The sequence below is a fragment of the Pyxidicoccus caerfyrddinensis genome (assembly GCF_010894405.1).
Taxonomy (GTDB): Bacteria; Myxococcota; Myxococcia; order Myxococcales; family Myxococcaceae; genus Myxococcus; species Myxococcus caerfyrddinensis.
Genome location: NZ_JAAIYA010000006.1, coordinates 477313 through 496763, shown reverse-complemented (window position 1 = coordinate 496763; position 19451 = coordinate 477313). Strand labels below are relative to the sequence as shown.

The following is a 19451-nucleotide window of genomic DNA, read 5'->3' as shown; positions in this document are numbered from 1 at the left end:
TTCAGCCTGGCGCGCGGGCCCGCTCGGACACCTGCGTCACGTGGTTGAGGAAGTCACGGAGGATGCGCGCCGTGGCGCCCCAGATGACGTGGGTGCCGTACGTATAGAAGTACAGCTCGCGCTCGGAGCCGAAGACCTCCTTGCGCTCGGTGCGGAGGATGGCGGGGTCCAGCAGGCTCGCCAGCGGCACCTCGAGGATGAAGGCCACCTCTTCCGGGCTCGGGGCGTACTGGCCGTCCCCGGGGATGACGCCCACGAAGGGGCGCACGCGGTACTGGGAGATGGTGGGCACCTCGTCGAGCATGCCCAGCACGCGCACGCGCCGCCGGTCGATGCCCAGCTCTTCTTCCGTCTCGCGCAGCGCGGTGTGCAGCGGCGTCGCGTCCTCGGCGTCCCGCCCGCCGCCGGGGAAGCTGTACTGGTCCGCGTGGGTGCGCAGGTTGGCGGGCCGGCGCGTGAAGAGCACGTGCGGCACGCCGTCCCGCTCGAACACCGGCACCAGCACCGCGGCCTCGCGCAGCACCAGCCCCGGCAGGTCCACCGTGCGAGCCGGCCGCGCGGACAGCCGCGACTCCAGCGATTGGAACAACGCCTCCACGCTCACGACGGCACCCTTCCCTAGTCCGTGACCTGCTTCTCGATCTGCTGCGTGCCCGGCTCCTTCGGCAGGTCGATGTTCTCCAGGCCGGAGCGCGGCTGGAGCTTGCCCATCTGCAGGAGCACCAGCAGGAGCACGCCCAGCGCAACGCGGTACACGACGAAGACCAGCGTGGTGCGCGTGCGCAGGTAGCGCAACAGCCAGGCGATGGCCGCCATGCCCGAGCCGAACGCCACCAGCGTGCCCACCCACAGGGACAGGGCGGACGGCCGCTCGGTGGCCTCCAGCAGGTGCTTGAGCTCGAAGATGCCGGCCAGGGTGGTGGCGGGAATGGACAGCAGGAAGGAGTAGCGCGCCGCGTCCTCGCGCTTGAAGCCCAGGGACAGGCCGCCCGTCAGCGTGGTGCCCGAGCGCGATGAGCCCGGAATCAGCGCCAGCGCCTGCCACAGGCCGATGATGATGCCGTCCTTCCAGCGCATGTCCTCCAGCGTCCGCTTGTGGGAGGCGAACCGCTCCGCCAGGAAGAGGATGAGCGCGAGGACGATGAGGCTGCCGGAGATGATGTAGAGCGAGCGGAACTGGTTCTCGATGAGCTTCTTGAAGAGGAGCCCGCAGATGCCCACGGGCAGCGTGCCCACGAGGACGAACCACGCCAGCCGCGACTCCAGGGTGCCGAAGGGCTCGCGCCGGGCCAGCCCGCGGAAGAAGGCCGCCGTCAGCGAGACGATGTCCTTGCGGAAGTAGATGAGCACGGCGGCCACCGTGCCCAATTGGATGACGGCGGAGTACGCGGCTCCCGGGTCCTTCCAGCCGAACAGCTCCGGCGCGATGCGCAGGTGCGCGGTGGAGCTGATGGGGAGGAACTCGGTGAGGCCCTGGACCAGTCCCAGGACGATGGCTTGGAGGAGGCTCATAGGGGCGAGGCTCCCGGATGTATGCCCGCTCTCCCCCGCCAGCAAGGGCGTTCCTCCACCACTGTGCGGGCCCACACGCACGGGCACGCCCCCGGGGTAGGCTGAACGGCGCGCCATGCCCCCTGCCCCACCCTGTCCCTGCTGCTCCGGACTCCGCTACAAGGAGTGCTGCGCCCCGTTCCACCGAGGTGAGGCGGAGCCGCCCGACGCCGAACGGCTGATGCGCAGCCGCTACAGCGCCTTCGCCCTGCGGGAGGTGGCGTACCTGTGGAAGACGCTGCACCCGGACCACCCGGACCGCGCGCGCCCCCAGGAGGAGTACCTGCGCGGGCTGCGCGCCTACGCCCAGGGCCACCAGTTCCCGAAGCTGGTGGTGATGGACCGGAAGGCTCCGGACGAGTCCGGGCTGGCGCAGGTGCTGTTCTTCGCCAAGGTGTTCGAGAAGGGGAAGGAGCAGTCCTTCGTGGAGCGCTCGGATTTCCGACACGACGGGACGGGTTGGCGCTACCTGTCCGGCGTCACGGTGTTGCCGAAGGATGTGAAGGGGCCTCCGGAGGCCCTCACGCTGGCGACGTTTCCGGAGTAGCGGAGGCCGCCTTCCTTCCCGAAGGAAGGCGGCCCTGCGTTCACGAACTACCGGGGAACGCTCGTCCCTGGCGCGGGCTGCGTGCTGGATGCGGCCGCTGGGTCGCTGACGCCGTCCACCGCGTTGGCCGACGTCCACGCCAGCTGGGTGAAGGCAGCAATCTGATCCGGGTTGGAATTGCCGGGGTCCTTCGGGGTCTCCGGCGGCTTGTCTCCAATCTCGTTGTCCAGGTGGCAGGGGTCGAGCACCGCGTCCTCACCCGAACCGGTATCCGGCGTCGCGGCCGTGGCCCCGGAGGAGACCGCGGCGGCATTGCCATTCGCACGCTTGCCCCCGGGCACCTTCACGGGACCGGTGTAGAGCACGACCGGAACGCCCGACCTGTAGGCATTGGCGAGGAACGACTCCCGCGAGGCCCGGTTGCCCGACACGAGGTATGTGAAGGAGCGGGTCTTCACGTTGACGCCGGCTGCATGGAACGCGCCCGTTTCCTGGCACAACGCCGCGACGACATGCGTCGACCCCGGCGGCGGAGTGGAACCCGGAGGCAGTTCCTTCACCGGCGGAGCAGTGGGCACCGGGCCCGGCTCGGGGCACCTATCAGGCGTGGGCTTGGGCTCCCCCAGGATGCGGCAACCAGCCAACGAACCCGCCAACACGACACACAGCAAGAATCTCTTCATCATTGGCATCCCCCTCCTCACTCAGGATGGGACCATCCCATCATCAATCGAACACGAGCACCGAGCGGACCCAGCTCTCCGGGTCGCGGCTCAGCCAAACCATCCGCACGTCGCGAAGCGCGACTGCCGCGTGCGCGCCATGCCGGATACGCTCCCGCACGGCATTGAAGAACGCGCCCGCCTGCGCATCCGGCACATCCACCGTGGCGGCGAGCACCGCGCGAGCTCCCGCGTTGATGAATGCAACAGGCAGACTGAATCGCTCATATGTCCATGGCGCCCCATGCGCCGCACGGCACGCAGCCAGGATGACCAGCGGCTGCCCCCGAAGCCTACGTGCCTGGACCTCTCCCACAGTCAACGCGTAGCGCCCGTTATCTTCCTGGGACAGCACCAACAAAGACGCTTCTGAGAGGTTCGGGTTCACCAGCCCGTGGGCGTGGACCTCCACCTCCGTGGCATCCGCCATTGCCGCCAACGTCCGGGTGGGCGTTGCATCCTGACCGGATAGCACCGTGGTTCCCGCCTCCACCGTGCCATCCCAGGCATTCAGTGAAGGCAGCCCCAGCGCGCGGGGCGCCACGACGTCAGCCACCACGAGACGCCGCGTGGGACCGACCACGGGCGCTCCGGGATGGGGACGCGGAACGTAGTAGGACCACGCCATGTCGGCGGGCAACAGGCCCGCCCGGCCATGCAGCGGAGGACGTGCCACGACGGCCACCTGCTCACACGCACGAAGCGACACCAACAGCGGCTCGGGGACGAGTCCATGGAGGTCTTCCCCCAAAGGGATGGTGCGGCTCGCGTCGTAGTGGGATTGCAGCTGGCCATCCCTGCCCAGCGTGAGGATGAGGGTCCGCTCGGCATCCACCGTCACCGCAAGCAGACACTGCCGCGGAAGCACTTCCCCCAGCTCCTCACCAAAGAGCGCCAGGGCCCGCGCATGCTCACCGGCCTTCCCGGCGGAGAACAGCAAGGAGGTGTGGCTGTAGGCCCGCGCCTTCCGCGCGTCCACGTCATACGAGGGCAACTCCCGCGCCTCGGCGATGGCACGCCGGAGCAGTGCCTCGCCCCGCGCCCGGTCCCGCTCTACATGGAAGCGCCCCTCGAAATGCGTGACGAGGGCCAACTGTCCCGGAGGGAGCCTTCCTGGGCTACGGAGGGCATTGAGCCCCTCCAACAGCTTGCGGTCCTGCTCGGCATCGGGACGCAAGCGGGCAAGGTCCACCAGGGTCCCCGCTCCCGTGATGGACAGTGGGGCTTCGCACGACAACGCCTCGGTCATATCCGCGCGAGCCGCCACTACGTCCAGCGCTTGCAGCCGCGCCAGAGCATCGTTTGACCGCACGAAGTGACGCATCCTGCAGTCGCTCGGGTTCCGGGCGATCGTCTCTTCCAGATACGCACGCGCCAGCGCGGCCTCACCGAGATAGCGAGCGTTCTGCCCCAACTGCTGCAGGTGTTGCTCCTCGCTCCAGCGACTGTCACCGCGATAGCTGGAGAGCGCCGCTTGAGCGTGCTGGTTCGACTCCGCCAGCCGGTGGAGCTGGCGGTAGAGGTCGGACAGGTCCGCTTCGATACGGATGCAGCGGTAGCCGATGGGCTGCGCCTGGCAGCGGGCCACGGCGCCCAACAGGAGCTGCTCCGCATGGAGCAGCTCTCCGCGCCGGATGGAGGCCAGGGCTTTTTCGTGGTCCGCCAGCAACAGGAACCACGGGTCCCCCACCTGTGCGGCCAGTTCCGCGAAGGTGGCCAGATGCTCGTCCACCTTCTTCTCGTGGAAGACCGCGCCCATGTACAGGTCACGTTCTCCCGCTCGCAGCACTTCCTCCAGATAGGACCGCAATCCCCCCGCGACCTGATGCGTGCGATACAGCTCCAGGTAGCGCGCGGCCAACGGTCCTCGACTGCGGAAGTTTCGAGACTGCGCCCAGCGGATGGCATCACGCAGGGCCGTGCCCCCGTAACGCGCGTCGAGTGCGTCAGCCAACGGCGCCAACTCCCGGAGCCGCGCTACAGAGCCTGCTACACGTATTGCTTCATACAGATACGCGCGGAAGACCCCAGGCTTTGATTGGAGCAGCTCCGGGGTAACGGTGCTCGCATCGGTGACCAGGGCCTTGGCGGCATCCATCGTCTCCTGCCAGTGGTCCACGAGCCGACCGCGCAGCGACTCCGCCCGCGTCCTCGCCTCCCCCGCCCACCCGTGTTCTCCCAAGGCGGCCACCGCCTCGAACGACTGCGCCGCCAGCGCCCACAGCTCCAGCTCCTTCAGCACCAGCCCGCGGTTCCACAGCGCCTGCGCATGCTTCGGGTCCGCCTTGAGCGCGCCCTCCAGCAACTCGAGCGCCTTCGCGAAGTCCTTCCGGTCCAGCGCGAGGATGGCACTGTCGCTGGCCACGTCCGGCGACTCCACCGCCTTCGCCAGGTACGGCGCCGCCATCTGCGTGTTGCCGCGCACCAGGTACGCGGCCGCGAGCCCGTGCACATCCCCCTGCGCCTCCATCCGCGCCAGCTCGCGCAGGGGCGCGGGCGGCACGGCCCCGGCATCGCCCGAGCGCAACGGCCCATAGGGACGGTGGACGTCCGCTCCCGGGTAGCTCACCCGCGCTTCAATCGTGCGCGTGGGCGCGTCCGTCAGGAACAGGGCCGGAGGCACCGGCTCGCTCGCGGCGCTCCGCGAGGACGGCAGGCCCACCGAAACAGCAACCACTCCCGCCATGGCGACCAGGCCCACGAGTACGGCCCGGCGCAGCCACGGCCTCCAGGAACGAGGCTTGTCCTCCACCAACTCCGCACTCCCTGCCTGAGCATCAAGGCAACCCACGCCCATCCAACGACGACACCCGTGAATCTTCCTGCCTCGAAGCTACGCCCCTTCCCCTGCCGCCGCGACTTTCACTTGCCCGGTGCGCGGTTCCTCATTCGTGGAAGGCGAAACAGGTGCAACCCCATGTCGAGTCACCCACGGCAACGGCCGCGTGCGGGTGGAGACACACGCCCCGTGTCCGAGCAGCCACGGCCGACAACCCCTTCCACCCGCACACAGACTGGCCCACACCTTGCTCCAGGCCCCACCCCGCAGGTCCACTGCCCACCAAGCCCCCCAGGAGCCACCGCATGCCGCAACCCCACCGCTTCGCACGCGCCGCGCTGCTCGTCGTCACCACCCTCGCCTCCACTCTCTCCGCCGCCGAGACCCCGAAGCCCGCCCCCGCGCATCCGGGCTGCTTCCTGCTCATGGACCTGAAGACGGGCACGGTGACGCGCAACGACGCGGAGAAGTGCGCGAAGCGCCTCGTCCCGGCCTCCTCCTTCAAGGTGCCCCACGCCCTCATCGCGCTGGAGACGGGCGTCGTCTCCAGCACCTCGGAGGTGCGCAAGTGGGACGGCACGAAGCACGCCATCGCGATGTGGAACCAGGATCAGACGATGGACACGGCCATGCGCCGCTCCGCCCTCTGGTTCTTCCAGGGCACGGCGAAGCAGATTGGGAAGAAGCGCATGGAGGAGTGGCTGAAGCGCTTCCACTACGGCACCGCGGACGCCTCTGGCGACATCACCCGCTTCTGGCTGGGCGGCCCGCTGCGCATCTCCCCGGACGAGCAGCTCGACTTCCTCGCCCGCATGTACCGGGGCGAATTGCCCGTGAGCCCGAAGAACCTGGAGGCCGTGAAGGCCACGCTGGTGCAGGGCCCGGACACCGTGGCCAGCATCCGCGAAGGCATCAACATGGGCGGCCCGTGGAAGGACGGCGCGGTGCTGAGCTGCAAGACGGGCACGTATCCCCAGTCCGAGGGTGACATCACCTGGCTGGTGGGCCACGTCGCCTCGCCGCGCGGCAACTACGTCTTCGTCAGCGCCGTGCAGTCACCGCCGGGCAAGCGGCCGTCGCCACCGCCCGCGCTCGCCGCCGCCATCGACGCGCTGAAGGCGCAGGGCCTGCTGTAGAAGCCCTGAAACGAAAACGCGCGCCCGCCCCTCTCGGGACAGGCGCGCGGTTTCAAGCCAGCAGCAGCTCCGGAATCAGACCGCCTTCAGGCGGCTCGAACCGACGGCTTCACGCAGGGCGTCCTTCTTGTCGGTGCGCTCCCAGGTGAACTCCTTCTCGGAGCGGCCGAAGTGCCCGTACGCGGCGGTCTTCTGGTAGATGGGCCGCAGCAGGTCCAGGTACTCGGTGATTTCGCGCGGACGCAGGCCGAACACCTGACGCACGGCCTTGGCGATGCGCTCCTCGGGAACCGTGGCGGTGCCGAAGGTCTCCACCATGACGCTGACCGGCTCGGCCACGCCGATGGCGTAGGACACCTGCACCTCGCAGCGCTTCGCCAGGCCCGCGGCCACCACGTTCTTCGCGATGTGACGGCCCATGTACGCGGCCGAGCGGTCCACCTTGGACGGGTCCTTGCCGCTGAACGCGCCGCCACCGTGACGGCCCATGCCGCCGTAGGTGTCGACGATGATCTTCCGGCCCGTCACGCCCGAGTCGCCCATGGGGCCACCCACCACGAAGCGGCCCGTGGGGTTGATGAAGAACTTGGTCTTGTTGTCGATGAGCTTCTTGGGCAGCGCCTTCGCGATGACGTCCTCGCGGATGGCCTCCTGGATCTTCTTGTTGGAGACGTCCTCGGCGTGCTGCGTGGACACCACCACCGCGTCGATGCGCACCGGGCGGCCGTCCACGTACTGCACCGTCACCTGGCTCTTGCCGTCCGGGCGGATCCAGTCGTGCTGCTTGCGGCGCACGTCCGCCAGGCGGCGGGTCAGCGCGTGGGCGTAGTGCAGCGGGGCGGGCATCAGCTCCGGCGTCTCGTCGCACGCGAAGCCGAACATCATGCCCTGGTCGCCGGCGCCCTGGTCCTTCTTGTTGTCCACGCCGCGGGCGATGTCCTGGCTCTGGCCCTCGATGGCCACCATGACGCCGCAGGTGTTGCCGTCATAGCCCATGGAGCTATCGGTGTAGCCGATGCGGCAGATGGTGCTGCGAACGATGCGCGGGATGTCCACGTAACAGTTCGTCGTCACCTCGCCAGCGACGATGGCGAGGCCCGTCTTGACGAGCGTCTCCACGGCGACGCGCGCCTGCGGATCCTTGGCAATGATGGCATCCAGCACACCGTCGGAGATCTGGTCGGCAATCTTGTCCGGGTGGCCTTCGGTGACGGATTCGGACGTGAACAAATAGTCGGTAGGCATGTCGTCTCTGAACTGGCGCGGAACAGTGCGCGAGGGTCCGGACACTAAACGTCGTGTCCTAGAGGAGTCAAACGCCTGGAGGGTCCTCTTCATTCACCCTACGCGCCCTTTTCGAGCCCTGCGGGCAGGCGACCCCCGCCGCACGGCCGCTCCCTCCGGGGCCGGTGAATTTCATCAGGCGCCAGCCGTTCCCTTGCGCTAACAGGCAGCACGCGAATTCCCTCCTGGAGGACCGCCCGACATGAACGCCCGCTTCCGTACCGTCACCTTCCTGGCCGCCATGGCCCTTGCCGTTCCCGCGCTCGCCGCGCCGAAGGACGACGCCGTCGCCAAGCCGGTCAAGACGGTGGTCCAGTCCGTGCGCTACGAGCGCGACGCGGCCGCCCTCAAGCTCTTCGGCAGCGAGGAGCAGGGGAAGTTCCTGCTCGGCGACGCCTGGGCCAAGGGCACGGACGCCCAGCGCAAGGAGTTCGTGGAGCTGTTCCAGGGCCTCTTCGCGGGCATCGCCTTCCCCCGCGTGCGTGAGAACTTCAAGAACCTGGACTCCATCACCTACGAGCCCGCCGAGGTGAAGGGCAACGAGGCGACGGTGGCCTCCACCATCTTCATCAAGCACCCGCTGAAGACGCAGGAGATGAAGCTGAAGTACCGCCTGACGAAGGACGCCGCCGCGTGGAAGGTGGTGGACGTGACGGTGCTCGGCTCCTCCATGCTCCAGGACATCCGTGACTCGCAGGTGCAGCCGCTGCTCACCCAGGGTGGGTGGGAGCTGCTGCTCAACCGCATGCGCACGGAGCTGGCGAAGGTGAAGAAGAAGTAGTCCCTGGCCGAACCCGGCGGCCGGGCCAGCAGGCGCCCGGCCACCGGAAGGGTTCCGGGGCTGTGCGTCATCGACTAGGCTCTCGCTCCCCCCGAGTGACTGGCCGATGACCGCCCCCGCCCCCGTCCAGCCCACGCCTGTCCGCAGCACCGGCCCGTCCGCCCGCGAGGTGGACGCCTTCTGCGTCCAGTACGCCCCCCGCTCTCCCGGCAACCCCGCCGTCCGCGACCTGTACCGGCTGCTGTGCGACGTGCCCGAGGGCGGCCTGGAGGCGCGGCTGGAGTGGGTGGAGCGGTGGATGCTGTGGCTGCACGAGCGCATCCCCGCCCATGCCCTGGTGGACGCCGACGAGCCGCCACTGTCCGCCGCCGACAGCCGCCTGGTACTGATGGTGCGGGTGATGGAGGGCGAGCCCGCGATGCGCGCCGCCGTCACCCGGCTGGTGTCCGCGGTGTGCGACGGCAGCCGCGGGCTGAAGCTCTTCGCCCAGGTGGGGCTGCCCGCGGGCCAGGGCTTCATCTCCGAGGCCTCCGACCGGCTGGCGCGCGCGCTGCTCCCCGCGCCCCCCGAGCCGGGCAAGCTGTCCGAGTTGCTCCTGCGGCTGTTCCCGGTGCCCGCCGACGCGGACTGGCTGGCCGCGCTGTCCCCGGCGCTGCTGGCGAAGCTGGCCTCGCTGGTGGGCGACGCGCGCCCGCCCGAGCCGGTGCCGGCCACCCGCGTGCGCGCGGACATGATGGACGCGCTGCTGCTCCTGGCGGTGCAGACGGCCGGCCTGGGCACGGCCGAGGACATCAGGGACCGCAGCCCCGAGACGTCCTTCCGGGGCTCGCCCTTCCTGCGGCTGCGTCTGGTCTGCGACGCGGTGCTCGCGCGCGACGCGGCGCACGACACGCTGAGAGACCTGTCCACCTGCGTGGCGGACTGCCGGCAGGTGGTGTCCAGCGTGTCGCGCCACCTGGAGGAGGCGGGCGTCAGCGTGGACCTGGTGTACCGGCTGGAGCGCATCCGCCGGAGCCTGGAGCGCATGGAGGCCATCGCCCGGGTGCTGGGCGCGCCGCGCGGCGAGCCCCGCTGGCGCGAGGCGATGACGCTGCTGGTGGACCTGCTGCGGCGGTCGCATGCGGACCGCTCGGTGCGCGAATTGGTGAAGCGCAACGTGCGGATGCTGGCGCGCAAGATCATCGAGCGCGCCGGCCACTCCGGCGAGCACTACATCACCAGCACCCGCGCCGAGTTCCACGCCATGGTGCACTCGGCGGCGGGCGGCGGGCTGCTGACGGCCTTCACCGCCGCGCTGAAGTTCTTCCTCGGGGGCCTGGCGCTGGCGCCCTTCTTCGCGGGCCTGTTCTCCTCGCTCAACTACGCCGGCAGCTTCGTGCTGATGCAGTTCCTCGGCTTCACGCTGGCCACAAAGCAGCCGTCCATGACGGCGGCGACGCTGGCGGGCGCGGTGGGCGAGACGGACGCCGCGCAGGGACGGCAGGAGCGACTGCTGGCGCTCCTGCCGCGCATCACCCGCTCGCAGCTGGCGGCGGTGCTGGGCAACCTGGGCTGCGTGCTCCCCGCGGCGGTGGCCCTGGCGCTGGTGTACGGGCTGGTGTCACACCACCCGCTGCTCAGCGAGGAGAAGGCCCACTACGTGGTGCACTCGCTGCACCCCTGGCGCAGCGCCACGCTGCTGTGGGCGGCCTTCACCGGCGTGCTGCTGTGGGTGTCCAGCGTGGCGGCCGGGTGGCTGGAGAACTTCGTGGTGTACCGGCGGCTGCCGGAGGCGCTGGCGCGGCACCGCGTGCTCAAGGCGATGCTGGGCGAGTCCCGCGCGCAGCGGCTCGCCGACGGCTTCCTGCACCACGTGGCGGGCGTGGGAGGTAGCGTCACGCTCGGCTTCCTGCTGGCCATGGTGCCGGTGGTATCGAGCTTCTTCGGGCTGCCGCTGGACGTGCGGCACGTCACCCTCTCCTTCGGCTCGCTCGCCTTCGCGGGGTGTGCGCTGGGGCCCGCGGCGGTGCTCCAGCCGGACTTCCTCGCCGCGCTCGCCGGGGTGGGCGTCATCGGGCTGCTCAACTTCGGCGTCTCCTTCGCGCTCGCCCTGGGCGTGGCCCTGCGCGCCCGCGACGTATCCACCCGGGAGGCGCTGCCCTTCCTGCGCAGCGCCCTCCTGCGCTTCGCCAGGGACCCGCGCTCGTTCCTCCTGCCGCCCCGGGACACCGCCCCCGACGTGCTCCAGGTGTCCGTGCCGCCGGCCCCCTGATACGGGCGCCCCCAGGCCCCGCCGTGACACACGGATGACGAATTATTCCCGGCGTGCCCGCGACCGGGGACCGGCCGGGCTGACGGGCTCTGCTTCCTGACCGGGGCGTTTGCCGGTAGGGTCGCCGCCGCATGAGCAGCGGCACCCGAAACCCGAACTCCCACTCCCGCTTCGCCTACGCCTTCGCCGGCCTGCTGGTTCGCCGGCCCGGGGCGGTCCTCCTGGTCCTGCTGGCCCTCTTGGGCCTGTCCGCCTGGGGCACGTCGAAGCTGCGCATCAACTCCAACCAGCTCGACCTCATCTCCCAGGACTTGCAGGAGGTGAAGGACGTCAAGCAGGTCATCGACATGGTGGGCGGCAGCGGCTTCCTCATGCTCGCCCTGCGCTCCTCGGACGAAGCCGCCATGAAGAGCACCGCGGATGACATCGCGAAGATGCTCGAGGCGGACAAGGAGAACGTCCGCAACGTCTCCTACAAGCTGCCCGTCGAGTTCATCCAGCAGAACATGGTCCTCTTCGTGAAGACGGAGGACCTGGTCGAGGGCAAGCGCCGCATCATGGCCTTCCTGCGCGACAAGCTGAAGCGCAGCAACCCGTTCTTCATCGACCTGGGCGCCACCAAGCCCGTCGAGCTGGACATGCAGGACCTCGTCGACAAGTACTCCTCCGTCGGCAAGAAGAGCATCCGCGACGACTACAACATCTCCACCGACAAGAAGATGGTGCTGATGCTCATCAAGCCGATGTGGGACACCACGGAGATCGGCAAGACGAAGGAGTATCTCGACAAGCTCAAGCTCCAGTTGGACGCGTACTCCGCCCAGCCCGGCAAGGTGAAGCTGGTCGAGGACTACGACAAGGCGTCCTTCCAGCGCGACGGCTCGAAGGACGGCAAGGGAGCGACCACCATCGCCTACGGCTTCACCGGCTCGTACAAGACGACGGTGGACGACTCGTTCGCGATTGAGGAGTCGCTCCAGCCGGTGACGGTCATCGCGCTGGTCGCCATCTTCTTCATCACCATCCTCTTCTTCCGGAAGCTGGCGCCCACGTTCATCGTGGTGAGCGGCACGGTGATGGGGACGATCTATACGCTCGGCTTCACCTACGCGACGGTGGGTGAGCTGAACATGATTACCTCCATCCTGGGCGGCATCCTGATGGGGTTCGGCATCGACTACGGCATCCACTTCATGTTCCGCACCCGGCTGGAGCTGGGCGCGGGCAAGCCGTACGACGTGGCCATCCGCGACGCCTTCGTCAACGCGGGCCGCCCGGCGGCGGTGGCCGCGGTGGTGACGGGTGGCTCGTTCTTCGTGCTGATGGTCAGCGAGTTCCGCGGCTTCAGCCAGTTCGGCTTCCTGGCCGGCTGCGGCACGCTCATCCTCGGCCTCACCCTGTTCCTGTGGAGCGCTTCGCTGCTGGCGCTGGCGGGCCGCATCAACCCGGCCCTGCCGCAGAAGCTCATCGGCATCATGAAGCCGCCGCCCAACACCTCCGCCGCCACCGGCAAGGAGCTGCGCATCCCGAAGCCGGGCCTGGTGCTGGCCATCAGCTCGCTCGCGGTGGCCCTCATCTGCGCCGCCGCGGTGCCCTGGGCGGGACTGGACGCGGAGGCGCCCAAGGGCGTGAAGCTCGGCTTCCTCGAGCGCCTCAAGTACGGCGTGGGCTTCAACTACAACACCCGCGCGCTCATCCCGGACGGCATGTCCTCCGTGGTGCTCCAGGACGAAATCAACGAGCGCTTCAACATCTCCAGCGACCCGATGGGCATCTACACCAAGGACCTGGACCAGGCCGAGGGTGTCTACCGGGAGCTGACGCAGCACCCGGAGAAGTACCCGTCCATCGACCAGGTGGTGAGCATCTTCACCTTCGTGCCGCCCGCGAAGACGGCCGAGGCCAACGCGAAGGTGCTCGAGGAGTGGAAGGCGGAGCTGGCGCAGCTGGAGGCGGAGGGCTTCTCCACCGCCGCGCTGCCGCCGGAGATGCAGGACAAGGCCGAGTTCTTCAAGAAGGTGCTGGACGCCAAGCCCTTCGACGTCCACGGCGTGCCGGCCAACTACACCGCCCAGTTCAAGAACCTGCCCACCGCGCAGCCGGAGAACCAGGGCTACCTCACGTACATCTACGCGAGCGTGGACCTGCTCGACGGCAAGAAGATGATGCAGTTCGCGGACGAGACGCGCTCCATCCGCGCCACGTACTCGCCGGGCGTGTTCGACAAGGATGCCTGGGACGCGCCGGGCCCCACGGCGGAGAAGGAGTTCCGCGCCGCGGGCGCCACGCAGCTCTACGCGAAGCTGGCGAGCATCGTGCTCTGGGACGGCAAGGTCACCGTGGTGCTCACCGCGCTGTGGATTCTGCTGATGCACTTCCTGGACTTCCGCAACGCGAAGCTGGCGCTGGCGTCGGTGATTCCGCTCGGGGTGGGCGTGGCGATGATGCTGGGCATCATGTCGCTGACGGACCTGCGCCTGAACTTCATGAACATCATCATCCTGCCCATCCTGCTGGGCTTCGGCGTGAGTCACGGCCTCTACCTGCTGCACCGCTTCCTGGAGGGCACCTCGCCCCTGGTGGCGCTGCGCAGCGTGGGCGCGGCGGTGGCGTCCTCCACGCTGACGGCGGTGGCGGGCTTCGCGGCGCTGCTGGCCGCCGCCCACAACGGCCTGCGGTCCATGGGTCTGGTGGCGTGCATCGGCCTCATCACCACGCTGGTGGTGTCCTTCACGGTGCTGGCCGCGGTGATGCAGCTCATGCATGACCGCCGGCAGCGCGAGGCCGGTGCGTCGTCCGGCACGGGCGGCACGTCCGACGGTGAGAGCAGCGAGCACAAGGCGGCCTGACGCCACGGTGTGCTTGAAGGAGGCCCCCTTCCCATGAAGGGGGCCGGGAGAGAGGGACATGAACACGAAGCGACTGTTGCCCGTGCTCGGGCTGGGCCTGCTGTCCGCGTGCTCCACGGTGAAGAGCCATCGGGTGCGCCCCGACTATGAGCAGGTGGACAAGCAGCAGGTGAAGCGGCTGGTGGTGGTGACGCAGCCGCTGCCGAACGGCATCCCCGCGGTGGGCGAGCTGTGGAGCCTCCTCGCCCGCCAGTGGGTGAACCAGAACCGGAACTTCATCGCGAAGTCCAACCTGGCGCTGCCGGACCGGCCCGGGGATACGTCCTTCAAGGGCCTGTGCGTGGAGGGCCTGGAAGGCGTGCTCTGGCTGGACCCGAGCATCACGCTCAAGAACAAGGAAGGCGGCGCGGAGGCCTCCGTCAAGGCACGGCTGACGCGCTGCCGCGACGGCGAAGAGGTCTGGGCCGCCGAGGCCGGCGGGAGCTGGGACTCCAAGGACGAGGACTACGCGCAGCGCGTGGAGCAGTACGTCCAGGAGCTGGGTGAGGAGGTACGCCCCTACGTGGTTCCCTCCGCGAAGCTGCTGAGGGCCACGCTGGACACGCTGCCCAATCCCCAACTGAACGACGCGGACACGGACGAGAAAATAGAGCTGGGTGAGTAGGCTCGTCCCTCGTGGATGAGAAGACCATCGCCCTGAGACTGGCCCTGGCCGCGCTGCTTGGCGGCGTGCTGGGTCTGGAGCGTGAGGTGCGCGGTCAGGACGCCGGCCTGCGCACCCACATCCTCGTGTCCCTGGGCGCGTGCTGCTTCACCCTGGCCAGCGTCTTCGTCGAGGTGGTGCTCGCCGCGGGCGCCCCCGAGGGCACGCGGGGTGACATCGGCCGCATCGCCAGCCAGGTGGTGGTGGGCATCGGCTTCCTGGGCGCGGGCGTCATCCTGCGCCACGGCGGGCAGGTGAAGGGGCTGACGACGGCGGCCAACCTGTGGCTCACCGCCTCCGTGGGCCTGGCCGCGGGGCTGGGCTTCTTCACGGCGGCGGCCACCACCATGGCCATCGCCATGCTGTGCCTGGTGGGCCTGCGCCCCCTGGAGCGCGCCATCCACCGCTACCGCTCCCGGCGCGGGCTGAAGGCGGACAAGGACGTCGCCGCTTCCATCCACCCCGAGCCCCCGTCCCTCGACGGGGAATGAGCGGCCCCAGGCTTCAGCGGCGCGTGTCCGGGTCCCGGCTCGACGGCGCCTCGCGGCGAGGCGGCTCGTCCTCGTCCGGCGCGGCCCGCCGCTCCACCACCCCGGGTGGCTGCCGCACCGCCACCACGGCCGGGTCCACCTCGCTGACGAGGTCGTCCTTGCGGTGCGCCCGCTCCGGGTGCGCCGTGGCGCCCGGCCCGACACTGTACTGGCTGTGGTCCTGGAACTTCGCGCTGTCCATGCGGGCCTGCTCCAGGTCCCTCGGCTCCAGCCCCAGGCCCCCGGTGAGGTCGTGCGCCAGGGCCCGCTCCGGGGCCGCCCCGCCCCGCCGCTCGTCGGAGAGGGCCTCCCGGTTGACGCCCGGGATGTTGGACACGGCCTCGCGCAGGTAGACGTCGTCCCCGTCCAGGTCCATCACGTCCGTGAAGGCCACCCGGAGGTCACGGGTGAAATAGCGGCTCTTCCCGACGAAGAAGCCTCCCGCGTCCACGGCGATGACGGTGCCCACCACCTCGCCGTCCCGGTCCCTCGCCGTCATGCCCATCTGGATGTTCGCTGGATTGAACATGCTCGCTCCCCCGAGTCGTGTGCGCGTCCTGGGGAAAGCTGGGCATGGTGGGAAGCCCCCGGCATCCCCCTCCCCGCCGCGCGGCCGGGCGGGCGAGCCCTGCCTCCCTCCACGACTGGGAGGGAGGCGGGCTTCAGCCCGTGGTGCGGTCCGTGGGCTGGTGCTCGGCGGGCTCGGGCTCGCCGGGATGGGAGGGAGGCTCCATGACCTCCGCGAAGCGGCGGTCCATCTCCGTGCGCACGTAGCGCTCGATTTCCTCCGCGGTGGTCAGCTCCATGGCGCCCTTCAGCAACTCCACGGCGTCCGCGCGGCTCACCCGGCGGATGAAGCGCTTCACCACCGGAATCTGCCCCGACGTCATCGACAGCTCGTCGAAGCCGAGCGCCAGCAGCACGAGCGTGTACAGCGGGTCTCCCGCCATCTCGCCGCACATGGACACCGGGATGTTCGCCGCCTTGCCCGCGTCGATGATGGTCCTCAGCAGCCGCAGCACGGACAGGTGCAGGGGCCGGTAGAGGTAGGCCACCTCGCGATTCTGGCGGTCGATGGCCAGCGAGTACTGGATGAGGTCGTTGGTGCCGATGGAGAAGAAGTCCGCCTCCTGCGCCAGGCGGTCGGCAATCATCGCCGCGCTCGGCGTCTCCACCATGATGCCCACCGGGAAGCGCTTGCCCACGGGCACACCCGCGCGGCCCAGCGCCGTGCGGCACGCCTCCAGCTCGCTGCGCGCCTCGCGCAGCTCGCTCACGCCGCAGATGAGCGGGAACATCAGCCGCAGGTTGCCGTGCACGCTGGCGCGCAAGAGGGCGCGCAGCTGCGTGCGGAACAGCTCCCGGTTGGACAGGCAGTAGCGGATGGCCCGCAGGCCCATGGCCGGGTTGGGCTCCTTCTCGTGCTTCGTCTTGCCCGGCACCTTGTCGCCGCCCAAGTCGAGCGTGCGGATGGTGACGGGGCGCCCGCCCATGGCCTCCAGCACCTGCCGGTAGGCGCGGTAGTGCTCCTCCTCCGTCGGCGCCGTCTTCCGGTCCAGGAACATGAACTCGGTGCGGTACAGACCGATGCCCTCCGCGCCGTGCGCCAGCAGGGAGGGGATTTCCTCCAGGAACTCCATGTTGCCGTAGAGCCGGATGCGGTAGTTGTCCGTGCTCACCGCCAGCTGGTCCTTCGTCGTCAGCGCCAGCCGCTCGGTCTCCTGGTAGCGGCGCTGGTCCTCGCGGAAGACGGCGAGCTGCTCGTCGGACGGGTTGACGAGGATGACGCCCCGGATGCCGTCCATGGCCACCAGGTCGCCCGGCGAAATCTGCTCGCTGGCCCGGCCGGCGCCCACCACCGCGGGCGTCTCGCGCGCCCGCGCCACAATCGCCGTGTGGCTTGTCTGGCCGCCCAGGTCCGTGACGAAGCCCGCCACCCGGCCGCTGCGCGCCATCAGCGCCGCGTCCGCGGGGGACAGGTCATGCGCGACGACGATGGCCTCGGCGGGGACTTCCACCTCCTCGTCCACCACCTGGCCCATCAGGTTGCGGATGATGCGGTCGGCGACGTAGTCCACGTCCGAGCGGCGCTCGCGGAAGTACTCGTCGGGGATGTTGTCGAAGAGGTGCTTGATTTTGCGCGCCACGCGCCGGACGGCCCACTCGGCGTTGATGCGGTCCTCGATGATGAGCCGGTTGACCTCGTCCACGAGCATCGGGTCGTGGAGCATCAGCCGGTGGGCCTCGAGGATGAGGGCGTGGTCGCTGCCCTCGGTGCGCGTAATCTGGTCCTTGAGCTCGGCGAGCTGGCGGTCGGACAAGTCAATCGCCGTCTTCATCCGCATCCGCTCGGGCTCGACCTCGGCTTCGGCCAGCCGGAGCTTGGGGGTGCGGATGCGCTTGCGGTCCAGGATGAAGGCGTGGCCCACCGCCACGCCGGGAGAGGCGCCGATGCCCAACAACCTCAGGGTGGGGGTGGCCTGGCTGCTCACGTTCCCATCTTCTCCTGTGGCTCTACCGCGTTCCCATTCTCACCCGTCACTGGGCCTCGCCGAAACGGTCCCCGATGAGTTTTGCCAATTCCAGGAGGCAGGCGTCGGCATCATCACCTTTGCAGACCACCTTCACCTGGGTGCCCTGGGCCGCCGCGAGCATCAGCACCCCCATGATGGACTTGGCATTGGCCCGCTGGCCCTGGGCCTCGAGGGTGACCTCGCTCTTGAAGCGGTTGGCCACCTTGACCATCTGCGCCGCGGCCCGGGCGTGCAGCCCCAGCGCGTTGATGATCTCGTATGTCCCTTCGGCCACGGTTGCCATCGCGACTCCCACCTCTCTTCTTAAAGGAATGCCCCCGCCGCGCAGGCCAGCCCCGCGGCAAGGTAGAGCACCACGTAGTTCGGCACCCGACGGCTGACCAGCACGTAGGACGCCACCCCCAGGGCCAGACACCCGGCCGCCAGCAAGGGCGCACGGACCCCTCCGGCGTTGGTCCCGAAGGAAACCGACAGCCAGGCGGCCAGGCCGCCCGCGCTCGTCGCCGCCACCGCCCGCAGCTTCGCCCCCCGCGAGGGGAGGTTGGCCCGGGCCACCGCCTCCACCAGCCGGTCCCCCAGGGACAGGCCCAGCCAGTACAGCCGCACGCGCAACAGCACGTGCACCAGATTGTAGAGCACCAGGAAGAGGGGCACCGCCCACACGCCCAGCAGCGGCACCATGGCGGCGCTCACCGCCCCCACCGCCGGCTTGAGGGACAGCCAGAAGAAGCCGTCCCCCAGCGCCGCCAGCGGCCCCATCAGCGCGGCCTTGAAGGCCACGACCTTGTCCGGCGTCTCCTCCCCCCGGGCGATGCGCACCTCGTGGTTGACGACGCCGCCGACGATGGCCGCCGCCACGTAGGGGTGGGTGTTGAAGAAGACGAGGTGCCGGCGCACCGCCTCCTCGCGCGCGGCGCGGTCCGGGTACAGGTGCTCCAGCGCGGGGAAGACGGAGTAGGCCAGCCCCAGGTTCTGCATGCCCTTGGGGTTCCACGACGCCTGGAGGAAGAGCGAGCGCAGGAAGACGCGCACCAGCACCCACGGCGGCAGGGGCAGGTCGGGGGCGCTCACCGGTGCTCCTGGAGCAGGAGGAGGACCACCGCCACCGTCACCGCCGCCGCGCCCAGCGCCGCGTAGAGGGGGGCGCGCCGCGCGTGGCTGCCCTGCGCCGCGAGGGAGGCCGACACCGACGCCATGGCCGGCCAGGCCCATGCCAGCCCGCGCACCACCGGGGGGGGCAGCGCCTGCAGCAGGGGCTCCACGAAGAAGCCCGCCAGCGCGCACAGCGACGTGAGGCAGCCGTACAGCACGAAGTGCGGCCACATGCCCCACAGGTTCTGCCGGACGGCGCGGGTGAGGTTGCCGGCCTCCGCGGAGGCCAGCGCCACCCGGGCCAGCCTCGCCGTGTAGCCCTCCAGGAGCCGGTCCCCCCGGCGCCCCACCCGCCCCAGGCCGATGAACAGCAGCACGGCGAGGGACCAGATGGCCGGCGTGGACCCGGCGCCGGTGGCGGTGGTGAGGGTGGCGGCGGCGGCGCTGGTGCCGGTGGCGGCCAGCGTGTCGTTCTCCGGCAGCGCGGCGCCCAGGTTGGCGGTGCCCAGGAAGAACAGCTCCAGTAGCAGCCCCACGGACAGGCCAGAGGGCACGTCCCCCAGGAGCAGCCCCATGATGGTGGCGGCCACGAGGGGGCGGGACAGCATGGCCTGCAGGAACGCCTTGCGCTCCAAGGCCACCAGTCCGCCCCATAGCCCCGCGAGCGCCACCTGGGTCCAGACGACGCTCAC

Annotated in this window: 17 protein-coding genes; 7 read left to right on the top strand and 10 right to left on the bottom strand. The window is 69.7% G+C overall.

The window, feature by feature from the left end:
- Window position 1 precedes the first annotated feature (1 nt).
- Together G4D86_RS17435 and G4D86_RS17430 are read right to left on the bottom strand one after the other, a co-directional pair.
- Window positions 2–604, bottom strand: coding sequence for a CoA pyrophosphatase (locus tag G4D86_RS17435; protein ID WP_163995071.1), 603 nt, complete (start codon window positions 602–604; stop codon window positions 2–4).
- Window positions 605–618: 14 nt separating this feature from the next.
- Window positions 619–1512, bottom strand: a complete 894-nt coding sequence (locus tag G4D86_RS17430; protein WP_163995070.1) for an undecaprenyl-diphosphate phosphatase — start codon at window positions 1510–1512, stop codon at window positions 619–621.
- A 115-nt stretch (window positions 1513–1627) separates the two neighbouring features.
- Here G4D86_RS17430 and G4D86_RS17425 point away from each other — a divergent pair, with 115 nt between their 5' ends.
- Window positions 1628–2098 carry a YchJ family protein gene (locus G4D86_RS17425; RefSeq protein WP_163995069.1) on the top strand — a complete coding sequence of 157 codons (471 nt, stop codon included), beginning with the start codon at window positions 1628–1630 and terminating at the stop codon, window positions 2096–2098.
- A 47-nt stretch (window positions 2099–2145) separates the two neighbouring features.
- On the opposite strand, the gene G4D86_RS17420 is transcribed toward G4D86_RS17425, so the two are convergent.
- Together G4D86_RS17420 and G4D86_RS17415 are read right to left on the bottom strand one after the other, a co-directional pair.
- Window positions 2146–2556, bottom strand: coding sequence for a hypothetical protein (locus tag G4D86_RS17420; protein ID WP_163995068.1), 411 nt, complete (start codon window positions 2554–2556; stop codon window positions 2146–2148).
- A gap of 268 nt (window positions 2557–2824) precedes the next feature.
- Complete coding sequence (locus G4D86_RS17415) at window positions 2825–5572, bottom strand: CHAT domain-containing protein (RefSeq protein ID WP_205519609.1); 2748 nt, start codon at window positions 5570–5572, stop codon at window positions 2825–2827.
- A gap of 332 nt (window positions 5573–5904) precedes the next feature.
- On the opposite strand from G4D86_RS17415, the gene G4D86_RS17410 reads away from it, so the two are divergent.
- Window positions 5905–6735, top strand: a complete 831-nt coding sequence (locus G4D86_RS17410) for a penicillin-binding transpeptidase domain-containing protein (RefSeq protein ID WP_163995066.1) — start codon at window positions 5905–5907, stop codon at window positions 6733–6735.
- A 75-nt stretch (window positions 6736–6810) separates the two neighbouring features.
- Here G4D86_RS17410 and metK read toward each other — a convergent pair whose 3' ends face one another.
- Window positions 6811–7980, bottom strand: a complete 1170-nt coding sequence (gene metK, locus G4D86_RS17405) for a methionine adenosyltransferase (protein ID WP_163995065.1) — start codon at window positions 7978–7980, stop codon at window positions 6811–6813.
- Window positions 7981–8221: 241 nt separating this feature from the next.
- On the opposite strand from metK, the gene G4D86_RS17400 reads away from it, so the two are divergent.
- From G4D86_RS17400 to G4D86_RS17380, 5 genes are all read left to right on the top strand, one after another.
- Window positions 8222–8800 carry a Tgt2/MlaC family protein gene (locus tag G4D86_RS17400; RefSeq protein ID WP_163995064.1) on the top strand — a complete coding sequence of 193 codons (579 nt, stop codon included), beginning with the start codon at window positions 8222–8224 and terminating at the stop codon, window positions 8798–8800.
- Window positions 8801–8906: 106 nt separating this feature from the next.
- Window positions 8907–11051 (top strand): site-specific recombinase, encoded by a 2145-nt coding sequence (locus tag G4D86_RS17395; RefSeq protein WP_163995063.1) that lies wholly within the window; start codon window positions 8907–8909, stop codon window positions 11049–11051.
- 131 nt (window positions 11052–11182) lie between these two features.
- A complete protein-coding gene (locus G4D86_RS17390; RefSeq protein ID WP_163995062.1) occupies window positions 11183–13900 on the top strand; it encodes an efflux RND transporter permease subunit in 2718 nt (905 codons plus the stop codon).
- A gap of 58 nt (window positions 13901–13958) precedes the next feature.
- Window positions 13959–14564, top strand: coding sequence for an MXAN_6521/LA_1396 family lipoprotein (locus G4D86_RS17385; protein ID WP_163995061.1), 606 nt, complete (start codon window positions 13959–13961; stop codon window positions 14562–14564).
- An 11-nt stretch (window positions 14565–14575) separates the two neighbouring features.
- Window positions 14576–15094, top strand: a complete 519-nt coding sequence (locus G4D86_RS17380) for an MgtC/SapB family protein (RefSeq protein ID WP_163995060.1) — start codon at window positions 14576–14578, stop codon at window positions 15092–15094.
- A gap of 13 nt (window positions 15095–15107) precedes the next feature.
- Here the strand turns inward: G4D86_RS17380 and G4D86_RS52135 are convergent, their stop codons facing one another.
- The 5 genes from G4D86_RS52135 to G4D86_RS17355 all read right to left on the bottom strand — a co-directional run bounded on the left by G4D86_RS52135 (window position 15108) and on the right by G4D86_RS17355 (window position 19451).
- A complete protein-coding gene (locus G4D86_RS52135; protein ID WP_205519608.1) occupies window positions 15108–15662 on the bottom strand; it encodes a hypothetical protein in 555 nt (184 codons plus the stop codon).
- Between the two features lie 133 nt (window positions 15663–15795).
- Complete coding sequence (ptsP, locus tag G4D86_RS17370) at window positions 15796–17625, bottom strand: phosphoenolpyruvate--protein phosphotransferase (RefSeq protein ID WP_163995059.1); 1830 nt, start codon at window positions 17623–17625, stop codon at window positions 15796–15798.
- Window positions 17626–17671: 46 nt separating this feature from the next.
- Window positions 17672–17950, bottom strand: a complete 279-nt coding sequence (locus G4D86_RS17365; protein WP_163995057.1) for an HPr family phosphocarrier protein — start codon at window positions 17948–17950, stop codon at window positions 17672–17674.
- A gap of 20 nt (window positions 17951–17970) precedes the next feature.
- Complete coding sequence (locus G4D86_RS17360; RefSeq protein ID WP_163995055.1) at window positions 17971–18738, bottom strand: PTS system mannose/fructose/sorbose family transporter subunit IID; 768 nt, start codon at window positions 18736–18738, stop codon at window positions 17971–17973.
- Window positions 18735–19451 (bottom strand): PTS sugar transporter subunit IIC, encoded by a 717-nt coding sequence (locus G4D86_RS17355; protein ID WP_163995053.1) that lies wholly within the window; start codon window positions 19449–19451, stop codon window positions 18735–18737. The genes G4D86_RS17360 and G4D86_RS17355 overlap by 4 nt, the downstream gene beginning before the upstream one ends.